This is a genomic window from Yoonia sp. F2084L, from assembly GCF_023015625.1.
Lineage (GTDB): Bacteria > Pseudomonadota > Alphaproteobacteria > Rhodobacterales > Rhodobacteraceae > Yoonia.
In genome coordinates, this window is record NZ_JALKAH010000002.1 from 1 (window position 1) to 24,676 (window position 24,676).

29 protein-coding genes and 1 tRNA gene are annotated in these 24,676 nt (G+C 56.5%); 14 read left to right on the forward strand and 16 right to left on the reverse strand.

Annotation, left to right across the window (positions count from 1 at the left end):
- Nucleotides 1-146 precede the first annotated feature (146 nt).
- The 7 genes from MWU60_RS05475 to MWU60_RS05505 all read right to left on the reverse strand — a co-directional run bounded on the left by MWU60_RS05475 (nucleotide 147) and on the right by MWU60_RS05505 (nucleotide 6,423).
- Nucleotides 147-356 carry a MerR family transcriptional regulator gene (locus MWU60_RS05475; protein ID WP_247226197.1) on the reverse strand — a complete coding sequence of 70 codons (210 nt, stop codon included), beginning with the start codon at nucleotides 354-356 and terminating at the stop codon, nucleotides 147-149.
- A 99-nt stretch (nucleotides 357-455) separates the two neighbouring features.
- Nucleotides 456-1,247, reverse strand: a complete 792-nt coding sequence (locus tag MWU60_RS05480) for a hypothetical protein (protein ID WP_247226198.1) — start codon at nucleotides 1,245-1,247, stop codon at nucleotides 456-458.
- A gap of 97 nt (nucleotides 1,248-1,344) precedes the next feature.
- The gene (locus MWU60_RS05485; RefSeq protein ID WP_247226199.1) at nucleotides 1,345-2,565 is read right to left on the reverse strand and encodes a site-specific integrase; all 1,221 of its coding nucleotides are present in this window, start codon (nucleotides 2,563-2,565) and stop codon (nucleotides 1,345-1,347) included.
- 149 nt (nucleotides 2,566-2,714) lie between these two features.
- Nucleotides 2,715-2,791: transfer RNA gene (locus MWU60_RS05490), tRNA-Arg, on the reverse strand.
- 60 nt (nucleotides 2,792-2,851) lie between these two features.
- Nucleotides 2,852-4,252, reverse strand: coding sequence for a HAMP domain-containing sensor histidine kinase (locus tag MWU60_RS05495; RefSeq protein ID WP_247226200.1), 1,401 nt, complete (start codon nucleotides 4,250-4,252; stop codon nucleotides 2,852-2,854).
- An 18-nt stretch (nucleotides 4,253-4,270) separates the two neighbouring features.
- Entirely contained in the window at nucleotides 4,271-5,689 is a 1,419-nt protein-coding gene (locus MWU60_RS05500; protein ID WP_247226201.1) for an FAD-dependent oxidoreductase, read from the reverse strand.
- 2 nt (nucleotides 5,690-5,691) lie between these two features.
- Nucleotides 5,692-6,423, reverse strand: coding sequence for a TVP38/TMEM64 family protein (locus MWU60_RS05505; protein WP_247226202.1), 732 nt, complete (start codon nucleotides 6,421-6,423; stop codon nucleotides 5,692-5,694).
- 291 nt (nucleotides 6,424-6,714) lie between these two features.
- On the opposite strand from MWU60_RS05505, the gene rpmH reads away from it, so the two are divergent.
- From rpmH to MWU60_RS05525, 4 genes are all read left to right on the forward strand, one after another.
- Complete coding sequence (rpmH, locus tag MWU60_RS05510; RefSeq protein ID WP_008231458.1) at nucleotides 6,715-6,849, forward strand: 50S ribosomal protein L34; 135 nt, start codon at nucleotides 6,715-6,717, stop codon at nucleotides 6,847-6,849.
- A gap of 14 nt (nucleotides 6,850-6,863) precedes the next feature.
- Complete coding sequence (gene rnpA, locus MWU60_RS05515) at nucleotides 6,864-7,250, forward strand: ribonuclease P protein component (RefSeq protein WP_247226203.1); 387 nt, start codon at nucleotides 6,864-6,866, stop codon at nucleotides 7,248-7,250.
- On the forward strand, nucleotides 7,247-7,468 hold the full coding sequence (gene yidD / locus MWU60_RS05520; RefSeq protein ID WP_247226204.1) for a membrane protein insertion efficiency factor YidD: 222 nt from the start codon (nucleotides 7,247-7,249) through the stop codon (nucleotides 7,466-7,468). The genes rnpA and yidD overlap by 4 nt, the downstream gene beginning before the upstream one ends.
- A gap of 950 nt (nucleotides 7,469-8,418) precedes the next feature.
- Nucleotides 8,419-8,964, forward strand: coding sequence for an AAA family ATPase (locus MWU60_RS05525; RefSeq protein ID WP_247226205.1), 546 nt, complete (start codon nucleotides 8,419-8,421; stop codon nucleotides 8,962-8,964).
- Nucleotides 8,965-9,191: 227 nt separating this feature from the next.
- Here MWU60_RS05525 and MWU60_RS05530 read toward each other — a convergent pair whose 3' ends face one another.
- Nucleotides 9,192-9,728: a DUF3833 domain-containing protein gene (locus MWU60_RS05530; RefSeq protein WP_247226206.1), complete on the reverse strand. Its 537-nt coding sequence runs from the start codon at nucleotides 9,726-9,728 to the stop codon at nucleotides 9,192-9,194.
- A 556-nt stretch (nucleotides 9,729-10,284) separates the two neighbouring features.
- Here MWU60_RS05530 and MWU60_RS05535 point away from each other — a divergent pair.
- The gene (locus MWU60_RS05535; protein ID WP_247226207.1) at nucleotides 10,285-11,871 is read left to right on the forward strand and encodes a substrate-binding domain-containing protein; all 1,587 of its coding nucleotides are present in this window, start codon (nucleotides 10,285-10,287) and stop codon (nucleotides 11,869-11,871) included.
- A gap of 198 nt (nucleotides 11,872-12,069) precedes the next feature.
- On the forward strand, nucleotides 12,070-12,675 hold the full coding sequence (locus MWU60_RS05540; protein WP_247226208.1) for an outer membrane lipoprotein carrier protein LolA: 606 nt from the start codon (nucleotides 12,070-12,072) through the stop codon (nucleotides 12,673-12,675).
- Nucleotides 12,676-12,727: 52 nt separating this feature from the next.
- On the opposite strand, the gene MWU60_RS05545 is transcribed toward MWU60_RS05540, so the two are convergent.
- Together MWU60_RS05545 and MWU60_RS05550 are read right to left on the reverse strand one after the other, a co-directional pair.
- A complete protein-coding gene (locus MWU60_RS05545) occupies nucleotides 12,728-13,318 on the reverse strand; it encodes a lytic transglycosylase (protein ID WP_247226209.1) in 591 nt (196 codons plus the stop codon).
- A gap of 75 nt (nucleotides 13,319-13,393) precedes the next feature.
- The gene (locus MWU60_RS05550) at nucleotides 13,394-14,275 is read right to left on the reverse strand and encodes an AEC family transporter (protein WP_247226210.1); all 882 of its coding nucleotides are present in this window, start codon (nucleotides 14,273-14,275) and stop codon (nucleotides 13,394-13,396) included.
- A gap of 81 nt (nucleotides 14,276-14,356) precedes the next feature.
- Here MWU60_RS05550 and hspQ point away from each other — a divergent pair, with 81 nt between their 5' ends.
- The gene (hspQ, locus tag MWU60_RS05555; protein ID WP_247226211.1) at nucleotides 14,357-14,683 is read left to right on the forward strand and encodes a heat shock protein HspQ; all 327 of its coding nucleotides are present in this window, start codon (nucleotides 14,357-14,359) and stop codon (nucleotides 14,681-14,683) included.
- Here hspQ and MWU60_RS05560 read toward each other — a convergent pair.
- Nucleotides 14,680-15,519 carry a fumarylacetoacetate hydrolase family protein gene (locus MWU60_RS05560; RefSeq protein ID WP_247226855.1) on the reverse strand — a complete coding sequence of 280 codons (840 nt, stop codon included), beginning with the start codon at nucleotides 15,517-15,519 and terminating at the stop codon, nucleotides 14,680-14,682. The two genes, hspQ and MWU60_RS05560, sit on opposite strands and share 4 nt — an antisense overlap.
- A gap of 102 nt (nucleotides 15,520-15,621) precedes the next feature.
- Here MWU60_RS05560 and yaaA point away from each other — a divergent pair, with 102 nt between their 5' ends.
- Nucleotides 15,622-16,398: a peroxide stress protein YaaA gene (gene yaaA, locus MWU60_RS05565; RefSeq protein ID WP_247226212.1), complete on the forward strand. Its 777-nt coding sequence runs from the start codon at nucleotides 15,622-15,624 to the stop codon at nucleotides 16,396-16,398.
- On the opposite strand, the gene MWU60_RS05570 is transcribed toward yaaA, so the two are convergent.
- The 3 genes from MWU60_RS05570 to MWU60_RS05580 all read right to left on the reverse strand — a co-directional run bounded on the left by MWU60_RS05570 (nucleotide 16,395) and on the right by MWU60_RS05580 (nucleotide 18,973).
- Nucleotides 16,395-17,225, reverse strand: coding sequence for a DUF2927 domain-containing protein (locus MWU60_RS05570; protein ID WP_247226213.1), 831 nt, complete (start codon nucleotides 17,223-17,225; stop codon nucleotides 16,395-16,397). The two genes, yaaA and MWU60_RS05570, sit on opposite strands and share 4 nt — an antisense overlap.
- A 197-nt stretch (nucleotides 17,226-17,422) precedes the next feature.
- On the reverse strand, nucleotides 17,423-17,716 hold the full coding sequence (locus MWU60_RS05575) for a Dabb family protein (RefSeq protein WP_247226214.1): 294 nt from the start codon (nucleotides 17,714-17,716) through the stop codon (nucleotides 17,423-17,425).
- 81 nt (nucleotides 17,717-17,797) lie between these two features.
- Nucleotides 17,798-18,973 carry an acetyl-CoA C-acyltransferase family protein gene (locus MWU60_RS05580; RefSeq protein ID WP_247226215.1) on the reverse strand — a complete coding sequence of 392 codons (1,176 nt, stop codon included), beginning with the start codon at nucleotides 18,971-18,973 and terminating at the stop codon, nucleotides 17,798-17,800.
- A gap of 248 nt (nucleotides 18,974-19,221) precedes the next feature.
- Between MWU60_RS05580 and MWU60_RS05585 the strand changes: the two genes are divergently transcribed.
- On the forward strand, nucleotides 19,222-19,581 hold the full coding sequence (locus MWU60_RS05585) for a VOC family protein (RefSeq protein ID WP_247226216.1): 360 nt from the start codon (nucleotides 19,222-19,224) through the stop codon (nucleotides 19,579-19,581).
- A gap of 10 nt (nucleotides 19,582-19,591) precedes the next feature.
- A complete protein-coding gene (locus MWU60_RS05590; protein WP_247226217.1) occupies nucleotides 19,592-20,131 on the forward strand; it encodes a hypothetical protein in 540 nt (179 codons plus the stop codon).
- Between the two features lie 35 nt (nucleotides 20,132-20,166).
- Here the strand turns inward: MWU60_RS05590 and MWU60_RS05595 are convergent, their stop codons facing one another.
- Nucleotides 20,167-20,946, reverse strand: coding sequence for a zinc-ribbon domain-containing protein (locus MWU60_RS05595; RefSeq protein ID WP_247226218.1), 780 nt, complete (start codon nucleotides 20,944-20,946; stop codon nucleotides 20,167-20,169).
- Between the two features lie 166 nt (nucleotides 20,947-21,112).
- Between MWU60_RS05595 and MWU60_RS05600 the strand changes: the two genes are divergently transcribed.
- From MWU60_RS05600 to MWU60_RS05615, 4 genes are read left to right on the forward strand one after another with little or no spacing between them, the layout of a single operon-like run.
- Nucleotides 21,113-21,787, forward strand: coding sequence for an ATP-binding cassette domain-containing protein (locus tag MWU60_RS05600; protein ID WP_247226219.1), 675 nt, complete (start codon nucleotides 21,113-21,115; stop codon nucleotides 21,785-21,787).
- Nucleotides 21,784-22,677: an FtsX-like permease family protein gene (locus MWU60_RS05605; RefSeq protein ID WP_247226220.1), complete on the forward strand. Its 894-nt coding sequence runs from the start codon at nucleotides 21,784-21,786 to the stop codon at nucleotides 22,675-22,677. The genes MWU60_RS05600 and MWU60_RS05605 overlap by 4 nt, the downstream gene beginning before the upstream one ends.
- Nucleotides 22,674-23,402: a lysophospholipid acyltransferase family protein gene (locus MWU60_RS05610; RefSeq protein WP_247226221.1), complete on the forward strand. Its 729-nt coding sequence runs from the start codon at nucleotides 22,674-22,676 to the stop codon at nucleotides 23,400-23,402. The genes MWU60_RS05605 and MWU60_RS05610 overlap by 4 nt, the downstream gene beginning before the upstream one ends.
- Nucleotides 23,395-24,003, forward strand: coding sequence for a pyridoxamine 5'-phosphate oxidase family protein (locus MWU60_RS05615; RefSeq protein ID WP_247226222.1), 609 nt, complete (start codon nucleotides 23,395-23,397; stop codon nucleotides 24,001-24,003). The genes MWU60_RS05610 and MWU60_RS05615 overlap by 8 nt, the downstream gene beginning before the upstream one ends.
- Here the strand turns inward: MWU60_RS05615 and MWU60_RS05620 are convergent, their stop codons facing one another.
- Nucleotides 24,004-24,675 carry a M50 family metallopeptidase gene (locus tag MWU60_RS05620; RefSeq protein WP_247226223.1) on the reverse strand — a complete coding sequence of 224 codons (672 nt, stop codon included), beginning with the start codon at nucleotides 24,673-24,675 and terminating at the stop codon, nucleotides 24,004-24,006. It lies immediately after the preceding gene.
- Between the last annotated feature and the right edge of the window lies 1 nt (nucleotide 24,676).

Sequence of the window (24,676 nt, forward strand, 5' to 3'; positions counted from 1 at the left end):
GCCATCCAATACCATCCGTACAGCGCGTTCGCGGACTTCTGGTGAATACTTGTTCGTTGTCTTTGTCATGATGCTCCATCCTACTCATGAGTTGGAGCCTCCGGCAAACCCGGCGCGGTTCACCATGCATATTTTCTGGCCACTGATCAGCCCCGGCCTTGGAGCGGATCAACGCGATTGGCTTCCGCCCATGCATTCAGATCAGCGCCGCGATAGATGATCTTGCGACCCAAGCGATAGAACGGCGGACCCATGTTTTTGTGACGCCATTGTGCGAGCTTGTCGCGGTCGCCAATGATCTCAAGTTCGCTATCGCCAAGGACGTAGTTTCGGTTTTGCTCGAAGAGATTTGCCATTTTGTGGCCTCCAACTCATTTTCATTGGAAGCAGGAAAAGCAAATGGAGTTGAAACCGCCAAGACCCAAGGAAAGCCCGAATGGGCCAGACCAGAAGACCTAATCTCCGAGACCTTTTGAATACTGTAACAACGCGTTTACTACATCTTTGTGTTGTGACGGCGGTCGGAGACCCCCAAAAACACTCCCAAGGGCGTTGCGAGCCTGCGGTTCGAGGTCTTCCGGCGTCAGTTGGCCAACGGCCCATTTTGCAGCTCGCCGGACATTTGCGCGTATCTTGAGTAGTTGAAAGATCTCCTCAAGTGCTCTGGCATAGTCTGTTGACGGATGACCACCATCTCTGGACGTACCTACGGTTGGTTTTTCTCCGGTTTCCCGTGCGATCTCTCTCGCAAATCGCAACGCAATCGTTCGTGCGTAGTGATTAGGTGGACGTGAGTTATTGCTCCAGAACTCAAGCTCTTGATCCCGCAGCTCTTTCTGGCGCTCAAGCATTGCTTGGTTATAGTCAAACAAGAGCATCGCCAGCACAAACGAGTGTCCGTCTTCTGCTGCATTTTTCTGAATTAGATCAGTGATGTTTGCAGGTCGGTTAGTCCGATATCGTACCCTGACCTGTTCGTCGACATACGTTACCAAAGCCTTCGCGTGTGTGTCGTCGGTAGCGTCAGAGCTGAAACCTTTCGCCAGCAAGCCCAACAAACCTCTGGTCGCCTTTATCGCATCTTTCACATCTTTAAATTCTGCGGAAAACTCTTTCTTGTTGTCATGCAAATTTGGCTTGGAAACATCAAATGGGGGGCCAGCAGCACCCAGAATTGTCGCCGCTTCTTTTTGGTAGAACCGGTTGGTTATAGCTCTAAGTTGCTCAAAAAGGTCAGGCTCTTCCATCAAAAGGTAGGATGAATGACACCTTTTGTCCGGTCAATACTTTGCTTGAGTTGCGTTCAATTGGCGATTTCTTACAAAAGGCCTCATTGGGCTAACCTTACGGTCTTTCATTTTGTGCCTGAAATGAGTGAAGAGGCACAACATCACCGCTTTGGCCGGAAGCAAATGAGGACCATCGCTCCATCAGGCCGCGCCGCCGCTCCAACAAATCGGACCGGGCATAGGCGCGCTCAACGTCTGACCCGACCTTATGCGACAAACTCATCTCTGCCACCTCACGTGGCGCGCCTGCCACCTCAGACGCCCAATCTCTAAATGTAGACCTAAAGCCATGAACCGTGACACCCTCAACGTTCATCCGGCGCAAGAGCATCAACATCGACATATTGGACAAAGGTTTGTGCCGTTTCTGTCCCTCGAACACGTATTCCGACTGTATTGCTTTGAGTGGCTCGATGATCGCCAACATTTCATCAGTCAAAGGGACGCGGTGCAATTCGCCTGTCTTCATCCGTTCTTCCGGGCAAGTCCAGAGCCGTGCGTCGACGTCTATCTCCTCCCACCGCATCCCCAGAACTTCGCCAGTCCGCGATCCGGTCAGGCAAGTGAAGCGTAGGGCCTTGGCAGACATTGCATTGCGCCCCTTTAGGTCAGCGTAGAACGCAGGCACGTCCTGCCAGCGCATTGCCTTGTGGTGTTTGGGCTTGGCCTTCACTTTGGGCAAAGCCCCCGCATCCTTAATTGCCGTTACGGGATTTTCGCCAGACCGAAAGCCTTTGGACCGCGCCACATCGAGAACTGTCTTTATCCGCTGAGCCAGTCGTTTGGCAGTTTCGTGCTTTTCCGTCCAGATCGGCGACAGGCACATCATCACTTCGGGCTGGTCGATACTGTCCAACGGCATGCGCCCAATCTTTGGGAAAGCATAATCGCGCAGGGTGTTGATCCATTGCTGGCCATGCTTAGCATTCTTCCATGTTGGCATCCGCTCAATGTGGACCTGTTGTGCAAATTCTTCAAATGTTGGGATTTCGCGCTGGGCATTGAAACGCGGGTTCAGGCCCTGTTTGGCCATGCGCCGATATTCCAAGGCTCGTTCGCGCGCTTGGTTGATCGTGACTATATCTGCCCCGCCCAATCCAAAGTCGGTGCGCAACGCCGCGCCCTTCTTGTTCTTGGCCCCTTTTACCACAACGCGCACAATCCAACGCCGCGCACCCGAAGGATCGACGACGAGATAGAGCCCGCCGCCATCGCCGTGACGTCCCGGCCCAAGGTTCTCGACCAGCTTCTTTGTCAGTTTGCCAGATAGGGCCATGCAAAATACCACATTCAATACCACTCAAGGTATCAATATAGACGGTATCGAAAGAAACTCAACATAACTGAACGCGGCAAGAAAAATCATGTTAACAAAAGAAAAAGGTCGCCCAAGACGACCCGTTCAAAACGTTCAAGAATGGTTAGTGGCGGACTGGGGAGGATTCGAACCCCCGACCCCTTGATTCGTAGTCAAGTACTCTATCCAACTGAGCTACCAATCCGCGTGCCGTGGCATTTAGACCCCGAACACCGATGATGCAAGTCCCAAATCAGATTCTTTCTCATTCCGCCGCGGGCGCTAGTGCGAGGTCTTCTTTGGGTAGCTGGATCACGAATGTCGTGCCTGTGTCATCTGTGCGTTGCAGCTCCAACCGTCCGCCATGGCCCCGGATCAGGTCCGCGGCGATCACAAGGCCTAGGCCGCTGCCGCCCTTCCGCACGCCGCCCTGAAAAGCCTGGAACAGATGTTCCTGAGCTTTCTTGGGCAGGCCCGGTCCGGTGTCGGTGATTGTCAGTTGCCAGGCCTGGTCATCCTCATAGGCATGCAGGCCAATCTCGCCGGGTTCATTGGTGGCCATGATCGCTTGCCGCGCATTGCGCACGAGGTTGAAGATCACGCGAAAAAGCTGTTCGCCGTCGGCCCGCAGGGTCATGGAGGCCGGGATGTCTTCCGCGAACGACAGCGGATAGTCGGCCGCAGCAAGCCTTTCGCTGTCGATCACGTCACTGACGATTTGGGACAGGTTCACGCGCGACAGGGCCGGGGCAGGTTCATCAACCCGACCAAAGGCAAGCGTTGTTTCGCACAGGTTCACGGCGCGGGTGATTGAGCCGACCAGTTTGGGGGCCATGCGTTTGACCAAAGGATCATCAGAGGATTCGATCCGGTCGGTGAAAAGCTGTGCCGAGGTCAGAATGTTACGCAGATCGTGGCTTACCTTGGCAACTGCACCACCCAATTGCGCAAGCCGTTCCTTTTGCTTGAGCGCACCGGTCAACTGCTGCTGCATCATCTGCAGTGCGTCTTCGGCATCGCGTAGTTCTCTGACACCCGCTGACGGTGTAATGATCTGGCGCGCATCCTCGGGTGACTTCGCGTAGGCCTGCATGTGATCCACGACACCCTTGATCGGCCGCACAAGCAGGATCTGGACCGAGAGAAACAATAGGCTGGCGGTGATGATCGAAATGAATGCCGACAGGAACAGAATGTTGCGCCCATAAGCCAGCAGGGCATTGCGCAGTGGCATTTCATCCATCGTGACTTCGATCAACAGGCCGCCATCACGTACGGGGTTGCCGATCACCCGAATGATCCGGTCTTCGGTATCGACCAATGTCCGCAATGCGTCCGCGATCAATGTCATACTGCTGGGATCGCGCAGATCATAGGTGGCTGTGATGGGCGAAGGAATTGGAGAGGACAGCGCCAGCTGCCTGATCTCGTCCCGCCGCAGGACCACGTTATAAACTTCCGCGTTTTTCAGCAGCTCAACTTCAAGTGCCGGGCTGATCATATCGTCGGCCTCCAGCGCGAGCGAGGCAATCTGCGCCCGTTCCAGTCGCGCCAGCAGATAGTCCTCACGGAACCGCGCGATAGATGGCACGAAGATGAAGACTTCGGCCAGCATCACGAAGATCACCGTGAGGATCAGAAAGCGACCTGAAAGTGAGTTGGTCATGTTTCCTCGCTTGGGGGCTTATGGCAGCCACCGCTGCACGAAGCCGACAACACGCTTTACCGTGGGGTTTTCAAAGAGTCTCGGACTAAAATAAGCGCCCGCGGCCCGTTTGTTAACCTCACTGACGGTCGGATAAGGCAGAACCGTGTTTGCGATGGCCGACATCTTCATCTTATTGGCGATGGCCATGGCCCACATGCCGATCAACTCGCCCGCCATATGGCCTGCGATGGATACACCGACGGGGCGGCCTTTGACGACCATCACTTTGATCAGGCCTTTGTTTTTGCGTTCGGCAATCAGGCGATCATTGTGGTGAAAATCAAACCGGACAACCTCAAGCGCTGCACCATGTTTCTTCTTGGCTTGCGCCTCGGTCAGGCCAACTTGTGCAAGCTCAGGGTCTGTATAGGTGGCCCATGGAATGTGGTCTGTGCGTTGTTTGGACGGCAGTCCGAACAGCATTGACCGGATCAGCACACCGGCGTGGTAGCCCGCGACATGGGTAAATTGCAGGCCGCCAGCAACGTCGCCTGCGGCATAGACCTTTTTGTTGGTGACAGAGCGCAGATCGGGGCCGACTTTCAGGCCCGAACGGTCATGGGCGATGCCACCTGCATCCAGATCCAGTTTATCGGTGTTCACTTTGCGTCCTACTGCCATCAGCAGGTGAGAGCCCGTGAAGTCACCTTTTGGCGTATGCACTGTGATTGTCTTGCCTTTGCCGCTGATCTTTTCGGCTTGGGCTTCTTCGATAATGTTGATGCCTTCGTCTTTCATCTTGTCCAAGACGAACGCGGCCATTTCAGGATCGTCTTTCCCAAAGGCCTTCGCGCCTTCGATGACAGTGACGTTGCAGCCAAGCCGTCTGTGCGCTTGCGCCATCTCCATCCCAATGGGTCCACCGCCGATGACGATCAGATGCTTGGGCTTTTCGCGCAGGTCAAAGATGTCTTCGTTGGTGTAGTGCTTGACCGTGTCCAAACCGGGGATCGGCGGGACGAAGGGGCCGGAGCCGGTTGCCACCACGAAACGGCGTGCTTCGATAATGTTGTCGCCTGCCTGCACTTCGGTTTTGGAGATGAATGTGCCGAATTCTTCGATGACCTGCACGCCCAGACCTTCGAAACGCTCAACGCTATCCACTGGGGCAATGGTCGCGATCACGTCGTGGACGTGGTCTTTGGCGGCACCATAGTCGACCTGCGCCTCAACTTCACCCACACCGTACTTCGCGCCGTGGGACATGGCATAGGCTTGCTTGGCCGACGCGATCAGCGCTTTGGAAGGGACACAGCCATAGTTCAGGCAATCGCCGCCCATTTTGTGGCCTTCCAGCAGGACCACTTTGGCCCCCATCTGGACGGCACCGGCTGCGATGGACAAACCGCCCGAGCCGCCGCCGATGATGCAAATATCTGTTTTGATCCGGTTCATGATTACAGGCCTTTCTTGCCGCGAATGGCATTGATCGCGATGGGCAGAGCGGCGAGTACACACAGCCCGATGATGGGGAAGATGATCTGCGGCTCAAAGATGATGCCAAGGTTCGGGGTTTCGCCGCGGGCAAAAACCTCGCCGAGGCCAGCGCCAACAGAGGTGTAGACAACAGCGCCCGGAATGATGCCAAGGAAGGTCGAGATCACGAAGCGATGCAGTGGCACCTCCAGGAAAGAAGGGATCAGGTTGGCCAGGAAGAAGGGGACAGCAGGAACCAAGCGGATCAGGAAGAGCATGGACCATTGGTTCTCATCAATCCCGTCCTTGATCTTCTTTACGGCACCCTCAGAGCTTTCGAGCTTCTTGCCGAGGCTTTCACCAAACCCCCAGCGGGCGGCAAGGAAGATCGCGGTGGCTCCGATGGTCGCACCAGTCATGTTGAACAGCGCGCCGGGGAACGTCGCGAACAGGAAACCACCAGTCAGCGTGGCGATTGTTGCCCCAGGAAGGGAGAAGGCAACAATCACTACATAGGCTGCGATAAAGACCAGGACGGTCAGCAGATAGTTGGCGTCACGGAAGCTAAGTAGGGCCTCGCGGTTTTCGGCCAATGCCTCGAACGTCAGGTAATCACGCAGAAAAAACGCACCCAGCACGGCAACGACGCCGATAATGATCAGGGGCAGCTTTTTGAGTATCGGGTTGGCGGGGGCTTCGGTCATATCGGTCATCTTTCGGGTCCTATGGGTGTCTGTCGTGGTTGCAGGTTAGATGGACCTATCCCTGCGTTCGCGATACCCACTTCACGGCGCATTGATGCAAAGCACCCTTGATGTTTCAGTTTTGCGGGGGTCGCCCGTGAAGTCTGTAACATTTGACGTGATCGAAATATGGGAATTGTTGCAGTTTCACCCCGGCCAGCGCGTTGACATGCATAGCTACCCCCTCTAAAGGACGGGTCTGAATTGTAGTTCGGCTTCGAATCCCCGTCGTGGATTTGGCCACAAACCGGAGAGCACGCGATGAAGCGCACGTTCCAACCATCAAACCGGGTTCGCAAGAACCGTCACGGATTTCGCGCACGCATGGCCACGAAGGCCGGTCGCAAGATCCTGAACAATCGCCGTGCCAAAGGCCGCGCGAAGCTGAGCGCGTAAGCGCAACAGCCGTTTTGACCGATTTGAAACCGCCGGTTGGGCCTGATGATGGCACTCCGGCGGTTTCTGTTTGCGTATTGACCAAGCGCGCCGACTTTGTGCGCGCGTCTCACGCCCGCCGCCAAGGCACCCCCGGCATCCACCTGCAAGGCCGCAAACGCGCTGAGGGCGAGGCCAAGGGCATCCGCGTCGGTTTTACCTGCTCCAAGAAAGTCGGCAATGCGGTCGCCCGCAACCGGGCCAAACGGCGCCTGCGCGAAGTGGCCCGCATTGTCCTGCCCGAAATGGGCCGGGACGGCTGGGATTACGTGCTGGTGGGTCGCAAAGACACGACCGCGACCCTACCTTTTGAAACATTGGTGGCCGATCTGCGCCGCGCAATGAAAAAGGTCCACGGATGAGCCCCTTTGCCTACATCGTTTCATTGCCCGTCCGGGCCTACCGCTTGGTCTTGTCGCCATGGGTTGGGATGAGTTGCCGGTACCAGCCCACATGCTCGGCCTATTCGCTTGAAGCATTGGAAAGGCACGGGGCGATCAAGGGCAGCTACCTGACAATAAGGCGTATCCTGCGCTGCCATCCATGGGGTGGATCAGGGATTGATAACGTACCGGACTAGGAACAATTCGCTTCTCAAGGCAACTGCGCAGTCGCGGCGAATGACTGTTTTTCAGCCCACTGCGGAAGTCTTCAAATTATGCTGCGCACGCTCGCAGCACAAAAATCGCCGCGACCGCTTGGGCCATGCAGCAGCACAGCGGCGACGAAACCAGCCATTAGAACACAGCGCAGAGCGGATCCGGAGAGCAACTTACGGGTCGCGGACTTAGCGATCCTTCCCGTTGCAAGGGTTTTGAGTTATTCATTCTTAGATGCCTACTTGTAAAGATGCCCCCGGTCTATTGCTGCGGCCCCTTCAGAGGGCGGACTGGGGCTGGGTCTTGGATTGGTTCAGCGATCCATGGCTTAACAAAGAGCTTGGACCGCTAGACGACGCGTGGCTAGAGCACGTTCTGAATCAAGTTGATGGTATTGAACTCGTTGCGACGGAGAGTGAGCAACCAATTGGATTGACAGGAATAACATGGTCCGACGCCACGTCTGGCTATCACACAATCACTAGCTTTTCTGTCAACCCTGCTCAACGAGGACGCGGCATTGGTCGCAAGGTTTTGGATGCAACAATCCGATGGTCTGGGCACCCCAAAGGCAGCGGATGGATTGCATTCGTCGCCAAGGATAACCTCCCGCCGGCCAAATTACTCTTGTCTGCTGGGTGGTTAGAAGACAGCGAGATAAAGGGTATGAGAAAGTTTCGGTGGACTTGATAGGTCTGGGCTCAGAGCCGCCGAATGCTCATTCGGCAAGGCCAAAGCAGAACGCGGATCAAGACCGGTCGTTGGCAAATCAGGAGTTGTGGTTTGCGCATCGGGCGGCGAAGATGTCAGCAGAGCCCATACTACCAATTCTCTGCAGAGCAGCGAAGGTCAGTTTCAAAATTGTGCGAATTGTCTCGCCTAAATCTGTGGTATCCGCCAAGGTTGGTCTTAGTATAATGGGATGAGGGAGATGCTTGTACTACTCAACGGTGCACCCGGCGTTGGAAAGCTCACTGTCGGTCGAGAGCTGTCTTCACTTTTGGAAGCCCGTCTTTTGGACGTCCATACGGTCTACAATCTGTCGTTTGCATTGACTGAGTTCAAATCAGAGGCGTTCTTCAAAACGATTAGGTCCATCTGGGCTCTCGCGGACGAATTAATCTCAGAACTACCTGTAGACGAAACTATTGTTTTTACAGAAACGCTCGCTGCAGGATCACCTTGGGCCGAAGAAACGTGGGCTCGATATGAGCGTCTGGCCAAAGAACGTGGTCCTTTGTGTTCCATCCACCTTAGCTGCAGCCTGGATGAGAACTCTCGCCGCATTTCTTCTATTGGAAGAAGCGACAAGCGTAAGCCTCAAGACCCCGAGTATGCTCGAAGCTGGCATGAACGAGACCGCCCTCTCATGGGGTACGATACTGAGCGTCTGCTCACGCTTGAGACCACAAATCTATCAGCAAGACAGGCAGCCCAATCCATCAGAAAGTGGATATATTCTGAAATCCTAAGTTGATCGCGAAAGCAGTCGTTCATCTTCAGCATCGAAACTTTCACTTCGTCCGCGTCTCGTTGGTCCGGTCGGCTTGCGGTGAAAGTCCAATCTCGGTGCACGCAAAATCATCACCCGCGAATGCCCAGATTGGCGACTCGCGCCGCAATGCAACAACCGGGGTGCCGCAACCGCGAAGAAATGCTGAGTCAGCAAAGTGCGAAACGCGAATGGCGGGCACTGCCCGCCACCTACAGCTTCTCAAACGAAATGGTCACGACCCCGATATCCAACCCATAGCGCTTTACATAAGCCAGATTGAGCAACCGATCCTCGGCCAACAACCACATCCAGTCATCAAATGTCACGCGCAGCGTCTCGGTCTCGCCAGTCGCGGAGGGCACGGGCAGGTCGATCTCGTATTTCCAGTTGAAGCGGTCACCCTGTTCGATGCCCACAGCCTGCCCAATCACGCCGGGGGCGGTGCCGACCCAGCTATCATCGCCGGTTTTGGTCAGCGTCCAGATACGCTGCTCGGTCGATCCGTCCTCATAAACGAAATCCTCGACCAACCGTAGCCGCTCACCATCCCAGTCACCGTCGATGGTCACAACAAAGCTGCGGCGCACCGTGCCAAGAATGTCTTGGAATTGGCCATAGGCCACCAACTCGCCGTCAAAGAACTCTTCAAGGTTCAGTTTGCGGTCGCTGAGTGCGGGATCATCAAACGATGGTTTTCCAGTGCAAGCGGCAAGCAAGACAAAGGCGGTGGCAAGGATCAGACGCATGATGTTCTCCGTTTGTTATAGATGATACGTTCCAATACGCTCTTCGGATGCCAATAGGCAGTGATCTGGCGTCCCGGCACCGCCATCGTAAGGGATGATATCGAAACCCGAGTTGGACTTGGTGCTTCAACGGCGGCCATCATCCCGGCGACAAGGTGCAAGGCAAGATTGCCGAAGTACGCGAACGCTCAGGCGTCGTTCCTGTTGGGTCCTGACCCGGGAGGCAAGCGCCGACAACATCTCGGGCCCGACGATCCGCGCATTGGCTTGTGCCTGGGGTGACAACAGCCTCTCAAACTTTGCCAAACGCGATATTGCGATATGAAAACGCGAGATCGCAGGAGTCGTCGCAGCATGAATGTGGCAACAGTGTGGAGATCGTAGAAACAAGGTTTTTGCGCCCCTGCAGCATTGCGAAGCAGATAAGGGGTGATACATTGTCGCGATAAGCTGTACAATTTGGGAAAAATCGGCTGAATCAACTAATTTTTGCCTGCTTTAGGTGTTCTACTCAATAAGTTGAATACACCGACAGATGGCTGGAGCTAACAAGACCATGCTTACTAGAATTGCGACCATACTGTTATGTTCCGTAGCGCCTGTTGCGCTCATCGCGCAGGAAGTTGAACTGCGCTCTTCCGATGAGTTCATCAGCGTCGAAGGTCAGATCGTTGGCTTTAACGGCGTCATGGTGCGCGTGCTGACATCCGTTGGTGAGGTCAGCGTTCCGGCCTCGGAAGTTGTCTGTTTTGGTGCGGGCTGCCGTGAAATCGTGGCTTCGAATACCTTTGGTCTAACGGCTGATGTGTTTCAGGGCATTAATGATGGCACGCAGACCGCCACACAGGCTGCATCGGATGAAATGACGATTGCGTTTGCGGTTCCGGCTTTTGCCACGTTGTATCGTACCGTGTCAGGCGCTTTTGCGGTCGCAAGCCAGACGGCCACGGATGTCACGCTGGGCGCGAGCGGTGAAATTGCGTTGGCAAGCGGCGATGGCGCGCAGACGGCGCGTATCAGTTTTGCGGCGTCGGATGCGGAAGGCGATATCACTGTGCAAAGCGTTTCGCTGAATGGCACGGCCCCCGCGGCATTCGCGAGCCCCTCTGATTGGGCCGGAAATGGACCGTTCAGCCAACAGATGATAGGTCTGGACGCGTTTTCCGTTGTGGTTGCCCCCAATGCGGAAATTTCACAGATTTCGGTCAATGATCTGGCCCGTATCTTTGCGGGTGAGGTGACGAACTGGTCGCAGATCGGTGGGGCTGATGTGAATATCCTGCCGCTTCAGATGCCAGCCACGTCGCTGATTGGCTCTGATGTCGCAAACCTTGTGATGCAGCCTGCTGGCAAAGAGATTGCGGGCAATGTGCTGACCATGGCGCAAGAGGCCGGTATTGTCGCCTCGATCAACCAGTTCCCAGGCAGCGTCAGCATCGTCAGCACTGGCAGTGCCAACCCAGATCTTGTTGTGCCCGTTGCAGGCTCTTGTGGCGTGGCCGTTGCGCCGACGCCGTTTAACATCGTTTCAGGTGACTACCCTTTGATCCGCCCGATCATGGCAAGCTATGCACAGGCACCCGCCACGCAGTTGGTGACTGAGCTGTTTGACTTCGCGTCCTCTGACGTGGCGCAAGTCTTGTTGGATCGTGAAGGTTTCATCAATAACACAACTATCCGGCAAGACGGGGGCACAAAGAATGCGCGTCTTAGTGGATTGCTGGACGCTTCTTTTGATAGCGATCAGCGTGATGCCGCAGCAGAAATGTTTCAGGCGCTGTTTGACGCAGAGCGTCTGTCAGCGACACTTGTTGGTGGTCAGGTCAGTGGCCCGGAAGGGGCATGGAACCGGGCAGTGCTGCTTGATCTGGCGCAGGCTCTGGGTGATCCCGCGCTTGCAGGGCGCGAGATTGCGTTTGTCGGTATCGGTGAAAGCACGGCAGGGAGTGCCGCTGCCGTCGCGGCATCCGCGGCATCTGCCGCTGCCATGCAGGCTGCCTTTGCGCTGATGGCGTCGCGTGAAATCGCAGCCAGCGACGTGACCCTGGCATCATACGGATTTGGCGACGTGTCCAAAGTGACTTGTATTGATGGGCAAGTCGCAGGCTCCGAGTACACCCGGATCGAGGTTTGGGTCCGCTAATCCAGCCGCGCGACACATCCCGATGATGTTGCTGCGAATGTCAGTCACCCCGGCACAAACCCATCGCGGTGACTATTGTCTTTGCAGGCCCCGCTATTGGTAATCAGGTGGCGTGATATCGCTTAACAGCGGATCACATGCTGTTGTACCTGTCATCCAAAGGGTGCATTTCGACGCCCAGCCACATAGGTAAGACACATGAGCAAACGTATCCTATCCATTATCGCTGCTGTCGCACTGACGCTTTATGCCGGTGCTGCATCGGCGCAGCAACTCAGCTTGTCGCAAATCTCGGCCTATCTGAACCAGCTTCAGACTGCGCAGGGGGGGTTCACGCAGATTAACGAAGACGGGACGCTTTATACCGGGCAGATTTACATCAAACGTCCCGGGCGTATCCGGTTTGAGTATAATGCACCATCTGAATCGATGGTGCTGGCAAGTGGTGGCCAGCTTGCGATCTTTGATGCACGATCGAACACGGGGCCAGAGCGTTACCCCCTTAATCAGACGCCGTTGAGCATTATTCTGGCACCCAATGTCGATCTTGAGCGTGCGCGCATGGTCACTGACGTATCGTCGGATGGCACCACAACAAGCGTGACGGCGCAAGACCCTGATAACCCGAACTATGGCAGTATCCAGATGGTCTTTACCGCCAACCCGGTTGAACTGCGTCAGTGGGTTGTGACGGATGATCTTGGGGTTGAGACGACAGTGATCCTGAACGATCTGGTCGCTGGTGGGTCATTGAGGGACATTCTGTTCAACATTCGCGCTGAAACGCGTAATCGCAGCAACTGAGCAAGCAACAGTCTACAATAAAGGGCGGTCCTCGCGGGCCGCCCTTTTCATGTCATCGTTTGCGGCAGGACCGCAGCTGCTGATCATACATCACCGCGCGCCCTTCGACTTCGCCTGCGATGCGCACCAGCCAGCTTTTGGACCGCCAAGTGCCGCGTTTGAACCCGGTCCGACCATCATGATAGGCCAGATACTGATTGCGGGTGTCGTTGATGGGCACGCCGGTCTCTGCGACGGTCTGGGTCATATACCAGCCCATAAAGTCCGTGGCGTCATTGATATCATCACGTCGCGCGCGGCTGCCACCGGGGCCTTGGCGATACTCCTCCCAAGTGCCATCCAGCGCCTGACTATAGCCAAAGGCAGACGACTGACGGCCCACAGGGATCACACCCAGCGCATAGCGGTGCGGCGTGCGGTTATTACCGATGAATTTGCTTTCCTGATAGATGATTGCCATCAGCGACGGGACCGGCACGCCATATCTGCGCTCGACCGCACGGAATGCACGAAGGTATTCGGGGCGCTCGGACACGATACTGCATGCATCATCAAGGTTACGCGGGGCCGAGAATTCACTCGATCCGCCGCCGCAACTTCCCAGAAGCAACACACATGCCATGGCGCGAAAGAAACTGCTCATCTGCCTCTCGCTTTTCTTTGTTTTTTTCAAGCATAGCGTGTTGCGCGCTGTCTGGGAATCCCCAACGCGGGTTTGTTAGATCACAAATGCAAGGATCAGCGGTAAAACGAGCACCGAAAGCAAGGTTGAGGCGACAACAAGCCCAGCCACAGGTTGCGCATCAGCGCCATATTTCTCGGCCAGAAGGTAGGATGTGACTGCGACCGGCGTTGCGACCTGCACGATCAGGACACCGGCGGCAACCGGATCCAGCCCGAACCACGTCGCCGCCAGCCACCCAGCACCGCCACAGATAACGACCTTGATCACCGACAGGATCACCGCTTGGCCCATCGCCTTGGTTTCCAGCCGCGCGACCGCCACGCCAAGCGTGATCAGCATCATGGGAATCGCCATTTGGCCGATCAATTCAATGGCATTCGTCAGAAATTCAGGCGTTTTCCACCCTTGCCACAAGAACAATGCACCCAGCAAAGTTGCCCCGACCAGCGGTTCCTGGATCACACGTTTCAGTGATCCGGCGCCGGCCACCATCCAAATCCCGATAGTAAAGGACAAGATCGCCATGATCGCGAAAACAACCACCGCATAGCCCAGTCCAATCTCTCCGAAAGCAAAGAGTGCCAGAGGCAACCCAAGGTTGCCCGTATTGCCGAAAATTAGCGGCGCCAGATAGGTTTGCACGTCCAGCCGTGCGAGTTTCACAACAATGAAACAACCAACCATTACAAGGCCGTATGCCACAAATGACGCTAGCGACAGGGCGGCCAAAGCCTGCGGTTCGACCTCGATATTCATTAGCGCGACAAAGATCAAACAAGGCACTGCCAAGGTCATCGCCATGCGCGTCACAAACTGGACCCGGTACTCAAACCCCAGCTTGACCCAGACAAATCCGACAGCCGCCAAAAGGAATACGGGCGCGGTGATATTCAGCACTGTCAGGGCGAGGTTCACAGACTGTTTCCTTTAAATCTTGGTTGCAGGCGTGGACTTTGCGCCTGCAGCGGACGTATATTGCCCTGAAATAGGAAGATCATGTTCAAAACGCGCGCGAAATATCATCTGGGCCAGATTGTTAGGCATCGCAAGCACCCGTTTCGCGGTGTCGTCTTTGACGTGGACGCCATGTTTTCGAATACGGACGAATGGTACAACGCGATTCCCGAGGACAGCCGACCGAAGAAGGATCAGCCGTTTTATCACCTGTTGGCCGAAAATGATCAGAGCTTTTATGTCGCATATGTCTCTGAACAAAACCTTGTTGCCGACTATTCGGGTGAACCAGTGGATCACCCTGATCTGGACGACCTGTTTGGCCCGTTTGAGGATGGCCAGTACCCGTTGCAGGTACAATTGAACTAGCCCTCAAAGGCAACCACCTGTTGCCGCATCTTTCCCAGCCCTTCAATTTCAGCCGTAACAACATCGCCCGCGCGCAAAAAGCGCGGTGGCTTCTGCCCGCCGCCGACGCCCGGTGGTGTGCCGGTCAGGATCAGGTCACCGGGGTGCAGGGTGATAAACTGGCTGACGTGTGCAACGATCTGGCGCACCGAAAAGATCATCGTCGCGGTTGAGCCTGTCTGCATCCGTTGCCCACTGACATCCAGTGACATCGAAAGGTTCTGCGGGTCCGCGACCTCATCCTTTGTCACAAGGTAAGGGCCGATCGGCGCAAAGCTATCGGCGGACTTGCCCTTCACCCATTGGCCGCCCAGTTCGGTCTGGAAATGCCGTTCAGACACATCATTGGCCACGAAGTACCCCGCGACATGATCCAGCGCATCAGCCTCCGCCACATGTAGCGCCCGGCTGCCGATGGCGACGCCCAGCTCAACCTCCCAATCGGTCTTGGTCGCGCCTTTCGGGATGACGATCGGATCGACAGGTCCGGTCACATCGCAGGCTTTCATAAACAGGATCGGGTGCTCCGGGATCGCCATGCCCATCTCAGCGGCGTGGTCGTAGTAATTCAGGCCGATGCAAAAAACACGGCGCACATCGCTTAGGAACGGGGCGGGGGTGCCGGTGATCTTGGGAAGCGCGCCCAAGTCGATGGCCGCCATTCTGTTCAATGCTTCAGGCGTGATCTGCCCGGTTGAGACATCATCAATATGCGCCGACAGATCGCGTATATCCCCGTTTGCATCCATTGCGGCAGGTTTGATTCCGTCCACCGTTCTGATCCGACATAGCTTCATGGCGTGGCTCCCTATTTCACGAAAGTCATAGCGGCACGCCAGAGGGGTGGTCAACGCGGCCGACCATGTTACATCCTGTCGCAAGACCGAAAGGATACCCAAATGCTTGTTGTTGTTTCGCCTGCCAAATCCCTTGATATGGACCCAGTTGATGTGCCCGCCACCGCGCCTGTTTTTCAGGAAGATGCGGTGCGCCTGTCCAAGACGGCCAAGAACCTGACGTTGAAAGAACTCAAAGGGTTGATGGGTATCTCGGACGATCTGGCCCGCCTGAACCGTGACCGGTTCAAGGCATTTGCGGCGCAACCTGATGCTGAGGTGACGAAACCTGCGGCGCTCGCGTTCAACGGGGACACCTATCAGGGGTTGGAGGCGAAAACGCTGGCGCAGGATGACATGGCATGGGCGCAGGATCATCTGCGCATCTTGTCGGGTCTTTATGGTTTGTTGCGCCCGCTTGATGCGATCCAGCCATACCGTTTGGAAATGGGCAGCCGGTTGAAAACCCGGCGCGGCAAGTCGCTTTATGACTATTGGGGCGACACAATCGCCAAGGCACTGAATGCGCAGGCCGAGGCTGTCGGGACCGATACGCTGATCAACTGTGCGAGTCAGGAATACTTTGGTGCGGCCGACCATAAGGCGCTGAAGCTGCGCGTGATCACGCCGGTCTTTATGGAAGTCAAAGACGACAAACCACGCATTGTCAGCTTCTTTGCCAAACGTGCACGCGGTGCGATGGCGCGGTTTGTCGTTGAAAACCGCGTGACCGATGCGGACGGGATCAAGGCGTTCACCTCTGGCTGTTATGCCTACGATCCCGACATGTCCGAAGGCGACAAATGGGTGTTTGTGCGGGATTACCCCGCAGCAGCCTAAGGCTGTGCGACAGCCCCGACCAGCCGTGGTTGCTGCATATTCAAGAATACGTCGGCGACCTTGTGGGCTTCATCGCCGGGGGTCACATCCTGACTATAAAGCGCGCGCAGCAGCTGAAAGTCCGGCTCACGGTTTTCGCGCACGGTGCCGGTATTATCGAAGGTGAACACCGAAGACCCTTGCGAGTCGTTCAGCAGCCCAAGCGTCTGCATGAACTCTTCATAAAGACACTCTGCCACCGGGGTCAGCGCATCATCCATATTCAGGAAGATAAAACCGGCCCGCAGTTCGTCATTCAGTGACATCACGTTGAAATAGCAGCGCATATCGCCACCTTCGGCGAATTGGCGGCTCAGACGCTTGGTGCTTTGGGTCAGCGCGCCAAGGGTAATGCCGTCCTCCAGACCGGTCAGAAAGATAAAGATGCTGCCTGTCACGTTCAGGTCCTGATCCGCTTGCTCGCCTGCAAAGGTTGCCCGGACAATCGACCCCGCGACGCCATCATAGTCAGCGGCAGGCATACGGAATTGCGTGTTTCCGGCTAGGCGTCTGTTGAACTGGCTCAGGTCAAAGAATTCCACCGCGCCAATACCGGGAAAGCCGGGCACCTGCGCGTTTACCATGTCCACCATGCCGTTGATCTGGTCGCGATAGGGATCACCATCGTGAATGACGGTCAGTTTCGGGGGATAGGCCCACCGACGCACCGTGCCGCGTTCAGACGCCAGAATCTCGACAACCTGATCGTAAACGGGTTTTTCCTGCGCTGTGACCACGGCTGGAAGCCCGGCGAAAACGAAAGACAGTAACGTGAGTATTCTTAGCATTCGTGGCATTTTCAGTACTCTCTGGCTGGTACGATGAAGGTGCCCCACGCGATTGAGTATTCGTTGCCACAGCTCAAAAAGCGAGCGGTTTATTGCTCAAATCCCTTGTTCTGCAGATAATTGTTGATTGACGTGTCCTCGCCGCAACACGCGCACCCAAGGGTTGTCTGTCGCCCGGTCATGGAAAGGGAAACCGCCTAAAAATCCGCCGCAATCCGCATGTCGCGCAACGGGCGCACTGCGGCGATGGACGCTTCATAGAGGGGATCGGCTTTGTAGGCGGCCAACGCTTCAACGCTGTCAAACTCTGCATAGACGATCACATCAACTTCGGATGAAAGCGCGTCACTCTGCGTATTCTCGCGAACCTCAAAAACGCTGCTGTGTGGAATGCCCGCAAGCAGTTCCAGCCCCGCCACAATGCGGGGGATATCCGCCTTGTCCTTGGCACTAAAGAACACAACATGGCGCAGGGGCGGGCGGGCAGTCACGGGCAGGTGGCCTTACTCGATCATCAAGGTTGGCTTGTTACAAACATGCCAGCCCAACCGGTGCAAGTACCAAGGCCTGCGTTAAATGCGCTCAATCGCCAAAGCGATCCCTTGGCCGCCCCCGATACACATCGTGATCAAGGCGCGCTTGCCGCCCATCCGCTCAAGTTCATACATCGCTTTGACCGTAATGATCGCGCCGGTCGCACCGACCGGGTGGCCTAATGCAATCGCGCCGCCGTTCGGGTTCACACGGGCCGGATCAAACCCAAGCTCATTGGACACGGCCAGTGCCTGTGCGGCAAAGGCCTCGTTTGATTCAATCACATCAAAATCGTCAACGGTCAGTTTGGTCTTCACCAGCAGGTTTGCGACTGCGGGAACCGGACCAATCCCCATGACCTCAGGCCGGACACCCGCATGCGCATAGCCCAGAATGCGGAATTTCGGGGTGAGGCCTGCATTGGCTGCCGCATCCGCCGTCGCCAGCACAATGGCCGCTGCACCATCGTTAAGGCCAGAGGCATTACCTGCCGTCACTGACCCGTCCTTCTGGAAAGCAGGACGCAGACCGGCAAGCGCCTCTGCCGTTGTCGACTTGGGATGCTCATCCGTGACAAAATCGACCATCTCGCGGCGTTTTTTCACCGGAACCGGTGTGATCTGGCTGTCGAAATAGCCCGCAGCAATCGCAGCCGCAGCACGTTCCTGACTTTGCAGCGCAAAGGCATCTTGGTCCGCACGGCTGATATCATGTTCGCCTGCAACGTTTTCTGCCGTCACACCCATATGTCCGGTGCCAAACGGACAGTTCAGCGCGCCCAGCATCATATCTTGCGTGCGTACATCACCCATCTTGGCGCCCCAGCGCTGGTCCGAAATGATGTAGGGCGAGCGGCTCATGTTCTCGGACCCGCCGGCAAGGCCAAATTCAGCATCCCCCAGCATCAGCGATTGCGCGACCGAGATAATCGCCTGCACGCCCGATCCGCAAAGCCGGTTCACGTTCATGGCGGGGGTCGTATCGGGCACGCCTGCATTCATCGCAGCGACACGGCTGACATACATGTCCTTGGGTTCGGTGTTGATCACATGGCCAAAGGCGACATGCCCGATCTGCGTGCCCTCGACGCCTGATCGTTCCAATGCAGCCTTGCTTACAATCGTGCCCAACTCAATCGGAGACGTCCCCGCCAGCGACCCGCCAAAAGCCCCGATGGCGGTCCTTGCGCCACCCAAAATCACGATATCTGTCATGTCAGCCCCTCCTGTCTATCCTGCCATAGTGGTATCCCAGCCACGCCAAGGAAACAGCAAAACGTGACGGCACATCTTGAAAATTGCCTCTTTATGTCCAAATAGTATACTATCGTATACAGTAAGGGGGAGGTCATGCTGCAAGACCTGACCGGGGGCAATCCGATTGTGATTGTCATCGTTTTCATCGCCGTTGTCTGGCTGCTGACACGCTATGGCAGTGGTCGAAACAAGAACGGAAAAGACGAATGATCACCGCTTTGGATCATATCCAACTGGCATTGCCAGCGGGGGCAGAGGACAAGATGCGCGCGTTTTACTGCGGCGTTCTGGATATGGTTGAAGTCGCAAAACCAGCACCACTTCAGGGGCGTGGTGGATTTTGGGCGCAGGCGGATTCACTTGCTTGCCACTTCGGGGTCGATCCCGACTTTCACCCGGCCACCAAGGCGCATCCGGCCTTTGTGGTGAAGGACCTGCGCGGCCTCGCCAACCGTATCGCCAAGGCCGGACAAGATGTGATATGGGACACCTCACTGCCCGACGTCGCGCGCTTTTTTACGGCCGATCCCGCGGGCAACCGTCTTGAGTTTATTGGTCAAAGCTAGATCCCGCCCGATGCAAATTCCGTCTCAGTCTTTTGAAATCCCCGCGGCGCTGATCGTCTTTTTGTTGGTGGTCTATTGGCTCTACCGGAGTCTGAAACAGCGTGAGCAGGATGAAAACGAAGACGACCCGCGACCCAGAATAAAGCTGCGCGGTCCAGATATGGCGTTCAGCGCCGGGCGCGACGCGGCACAGCAGAACGCCCGATTTCAGCAGGTCTTTATACCGATGGAGCCCGAAGAAGAGGACGCCTTGCGCGACTTCTACCTGCGCGAACTTGGCTTGATGGAAATGCGTGCCCCGAATTATCCGCAGAATCAGGATGGGTTCTGGGCCGTCAGCGGCTCGCGGCAAATCTATTTTGGCACCCAACCGAACTTTGCATTCGATGTCTCGGCCTTGCCGGCTTTCCCGCTGTCCAACTTGGAAGCCGTTGCCGACCGGCTGGCACAAGCAGGCCACCCGGTTGCTTGGGACCGCAGCCTGTCTTACGTGCAATGCCTAGTCGTAACAGACCCAGCAGGCACCCAAATCGCATTGATCGGTGGCTAGAAACTGAACCCTGCATCGTCGTCGGTCAAATCGGTCTAGCCAGACGTCAGACCACTGATCAACGTATTGAGCTGCACCCGCAGTTGATCAATCGTTGTGACGTAAGTGGCCATAAACCCACGCGTCTGCGGCAGGTTTTCGGTGATCTGATCTGCAAAGACGTAAGGCAGGATCAAAAGCGCGAACAGGATCAGAATAAAGAAGAAACCGCGCCGGAAACCGCCGCGTTCAACAGCTTCGCGCTTTTCCTTTTCGGTCAGCCCGGATGTATCGCTCGCCTCGGCGCGGGCGCGCAGGGCCGCGTTGATTTCATTGATATCAGGCACAGAGCGGACGTTGGCGGCGCTGGCTGCTGCCGCCGCAGCGGCACCTTGTCCTGCGGGTATGCCGCCTTCCTCATGTGTCATCTTTGCGATGCGCTGTAGCGTTTCTTTCGTATCCACGGTTTCGGCGCGTTTGGCAGCTTCGGTCGCAGGGGGTTTTGGTGTCTTGGGTCCAGGGAACGCGCCTGCGCGTTTGGCTTCTTCGCGCAGGATGTTTGCGACTGTACTATCGAGTTCTTTGCGCTTTGGTTCCGGCGGCGTATCCGCAGACTCATCTTCCGACAGTGGATCGGATTTTGGCTTTGTCTCTTTCACCGCGTCAGGCAGTTTCGGCGTGACCAGTTTTGAGGTTTCACGCCCCGGAACGGTCGGCTTTTCGGTCTGGAACCACGACTGCTGACAGTTCGAACACTGCACATCGCGCCCCCCTGGTGGGATCGCATCGTCCGAGACTTCGTACTGGGCCTCGCAATTGGGGCAAATCAGCCGCATGGTGTTATTCCTTCTGCCCGGCGTGTTTGGTGGTTTATTATTGTCGCCGCCTGCAATTTAACAACGGAAACGCCAAACGCAAAGGTTTTGCGCACACAGTCCCGCGCAGACATTGAAACCTGTTGCAGATTTGGGCAGAAGAGCGGTGTAGGGCAGGGGAAATGCAGTGATTGAACTTGATAGAGTGTCTTATGGGTATAGAGGTAATCCGCTTTTTTCCCATTTGTCGCTGACACTTGCACCGGGATCGTTTCATTTCCTGACCGGCCCTTCGGGTGCCGGCAAAACAACGCTGCTCAGGCTGTGTTATGCCGATTTGCGCGCGATGGGTGGCAAAGTGCGCCTGTTTGGGCAAGACGCCGCCACCCTGAACCGTGACGCGGTGGCGATGTCTCGTCGACGGATTGGTGTTGTCCATCAGGATTGCCAGTTCCTTGATCATCTTAGTATTGCGGAAAATATTGCCCTTCCGTTGACCGTATCGGACCGTGCCGGAGAGGTCGCTGGTAACCTTGAAGAGCTGCTCAGCTGGGTGGGATTGGATGCGCAAGCACGCCAGCTTCCGCCAGAGTTGTCGGGGGGTGAGCGCCAGCGCGCGGCCCTGGCCCGAGCCGTCATTGTGTCCCCGGATGTGATCATTGCGGATGAACCGACGGGCAATGTGGATTGGGAAATGTCACAACGTTTGCTTGGCCTGCTGATCGAACTCAACAAGATGGGTAAGACGATCCTGATCGCGACCCATGATCTGGCGATGATCCGGTCGATGAAATCAGATGTCAGCGCCCGTGTGCTGCGCCTGCAAGGCGGGCAATTGCAACAAGCCGGGGCAGAGTTGTGAAGGCGCTGCTGGAGCTGATCGTTGGTGATCCACAGGCGGACCGCTCTGTGCCGCCGACGGGCCTGACAGCGCGGTTAACGGTGTTTGTGTCCGTCGTCATGGCGTTTTTGGCGGTGATTACGCTCGCGGTGTCATTGACCACAGGCCGTGTGGCCGGACTCTGGGCCGAAGAACTGGCGCAATCCGCGACCCTTCGCCTGCCTGCTGACCCAGCAACGGCAGACGCACTGTTGCTATCCGCGCTTGAGGTGTTGGAAACGACGCCCGGCATCAGCAGCGTGCGCGCCTTGTCACAAGATGAACAGCAGGCCCTGTTAGAGCCGTGGTTTGGCCCTGACTTACCGTTAGAGGCGCTCCCGGTTCCGCAGTTGATTGAGATTGTAGCGGATGGCGATGGCTATGATGCCGACGGTTTGCGCGCGCGGCTGACCGCGCAGGTCCCCGGTGCGATTTTGGATGATCACACCGCTTGGCGCGCGCCGCTATTGGAGGCGGCAAGTCGGGTTCGATTGATTGGCTGGTCCGTGATCCTGCTGATCGGGGCGACTATTGCGGCAATGATCACGCTTGCTGCCCAAGCGTCATTGGCCGCCAACGTGCAGGTCATTCGGGTGCTACGTCTGGTAGGGGCCAAAGACGCTTATATCGCGCGCGCTTTTGTGCGTCGCTACACCTTGCGCGCGGGTGGCGGTGCGATTGCGGGTGTCATCCTTGGTGTCATCGTCGTTCTTTTGATGCCGCAAGGTGACCCCGGTGGCAGTCTTCTGATGGGTGTGGGCTTTGCCGGGGCAGAATGGCTTTGGCCCTTGCTGATACCGCTTCTGGCTGCGATTGTTGCGTTCTTTGCGACCCGTGCCGCGGCGTTTCGCAGGCTGAAGGAACAAACATGAGCACATCAATTCAATGGGTTCGCTCGCTGATCTTCAACGCGCAGATGTATGTGGCAATGCTGGTGGTCGGTATTCTCTATACGCCTGCTGCGATTTGGTCCGCCGATGGCGCGGTCGCCGGATGCCATGCCTATTGCCGCTACATCCGTTGGAGCGCAGGTTGGATCATCGGCCTCAAGTCCGAAATCCGCGGTGAGCCGCCCACGGACGAGGTGATGGTCGCACCCAAGCATCAGTCCTTTCTTGATGTTCTGATGATCTATGGCGCGATGCCGCGTGGCAAATTCATTTTCAAGGCGATCCTGAAGTATGCGCCTATCATCGGGCAGTTTGGTCTGCGCATTGGATGTATCCCGGTCGATCGCGGTAAGCGCGGGCAGGCGATCAAGCAGATGGTGGCCGATGTGCGTGCTGGCCGCGCCCGTCCGGGCCAGTTGATCATCTACCCTCAGGGGACGCGCATCGCGCCGGGCGTGAAGGCGCCTTACAAGATCGGCACCGGTGCGCTTTATCGCGAATTGGGTCAGCCGGTGGTACCTGTCGCAACAAACGTCGGGGTGTTCTGGCCTAAGCGCGGTGTCATGCGTAAACCGGGCACAGCAGTGTTTGAATTTCTGCCACGGATCGAGCCGGGGTTGGATGTGGATGAATTCATGACCCGGCTGGAACATGATATTGAAACCGCCTCGGACAGGCTCAACAAAGAGGCGGGGTTTTATGGCTGATCATGTGATCAGGGATGTGGCCGTACTCGAAGCGCTTTATGGCACTCCGGGCAAGGCATCCTTGATCAAGGTTGCCCCGCATCTGACCCCGCTTTACCGCAAATGGATCATGGCCTCGCGCCTTTGCATCGTCTCGACCGTCGGGCCCGAAGGAACCGACGGCAGCCCGCGCGGCGATGATGGTCCTGTCGTGCAGGAATTGGATCAGACGACGCTGTTGCTACCCGATTGGCGTGGGAACAATCGGATTGATACGCTAAGCAACATTGTCACTGACGGGCGGATCAGCCTGATGTTCATGATCCCCGGATCGAACAACGTGATCCGGGTGAATGGCACCGCCGCAGTTTCGGTCGCGCCTGATCTGATTGACCGGTTTGAACAAAAAGGGCGTCATCCCCGCAGCGTGGTCGTCATCACCATCGCCGAGGTTTACAGCCAATGCGCGCGGGCGCTGATGCGGGCGCGGGTGTGGACCTCTGACGATGAAAGCGACGATCTGCCGACCGTTGGCGCGTTGCTGGCCGAGCAGGAAGAGGCCTTTGATGGTGCGGAATACGATGCGGCCTGGGCTGATCGCGCCGCCAAAACCATGTGGTAGCTAGCGCAGTGTCAGGTTGCTGTTGCGCCCAAGGACATATCGCAGTGACCAGCCGATAATCACAAGGCTGATAATCAGCCACAACCCGCCCCACATCACTGTCGTGCCGCCGAATTCCTCAGCCAGCATCCGTGCGTCTGACCGCAGGTTGGACCGCGCGATGGTGTCGCTGAAAATGTCGTAAGGAACGTAGATCATGCTGGTTAAGCCAATGATGCGCAGGATCATGTCATTGGCATTATGGCTCAGCTTCACGGACGCCGCGATCATCACAAAACCGGTGGCAATCGTAAAACCAAGCGCAAAGACCTCGCGCACATAAAACCCCGCGATGATCAATATGACGACACCGCACAGCGCCATGACTTGACGATCCAGCTTTGTGCGGGTGGCGGCAATTAGCAAGGCGACACCAATCAGCAGTGACCCCAGATACCCCGCCGTTAAGGTCCAGAAACGGCTGCCGCCCCGGCTGAGGACCAATCCGCCTTGGTCCGGAGATATCGACAAGCTGACGACGTCGCCTCCGGTTAGAACCGTCGCGATGGCATGCGATGCCTCATGAAAGAACACGATCAGGATTTTGAGTGGGACAAGGGCGGTGGTTTGCCAAAACGCAAACACAGCTGCGGTAAGCAGGAGTAGCTGCCAATGCCCCTTCAGAATACGCAAG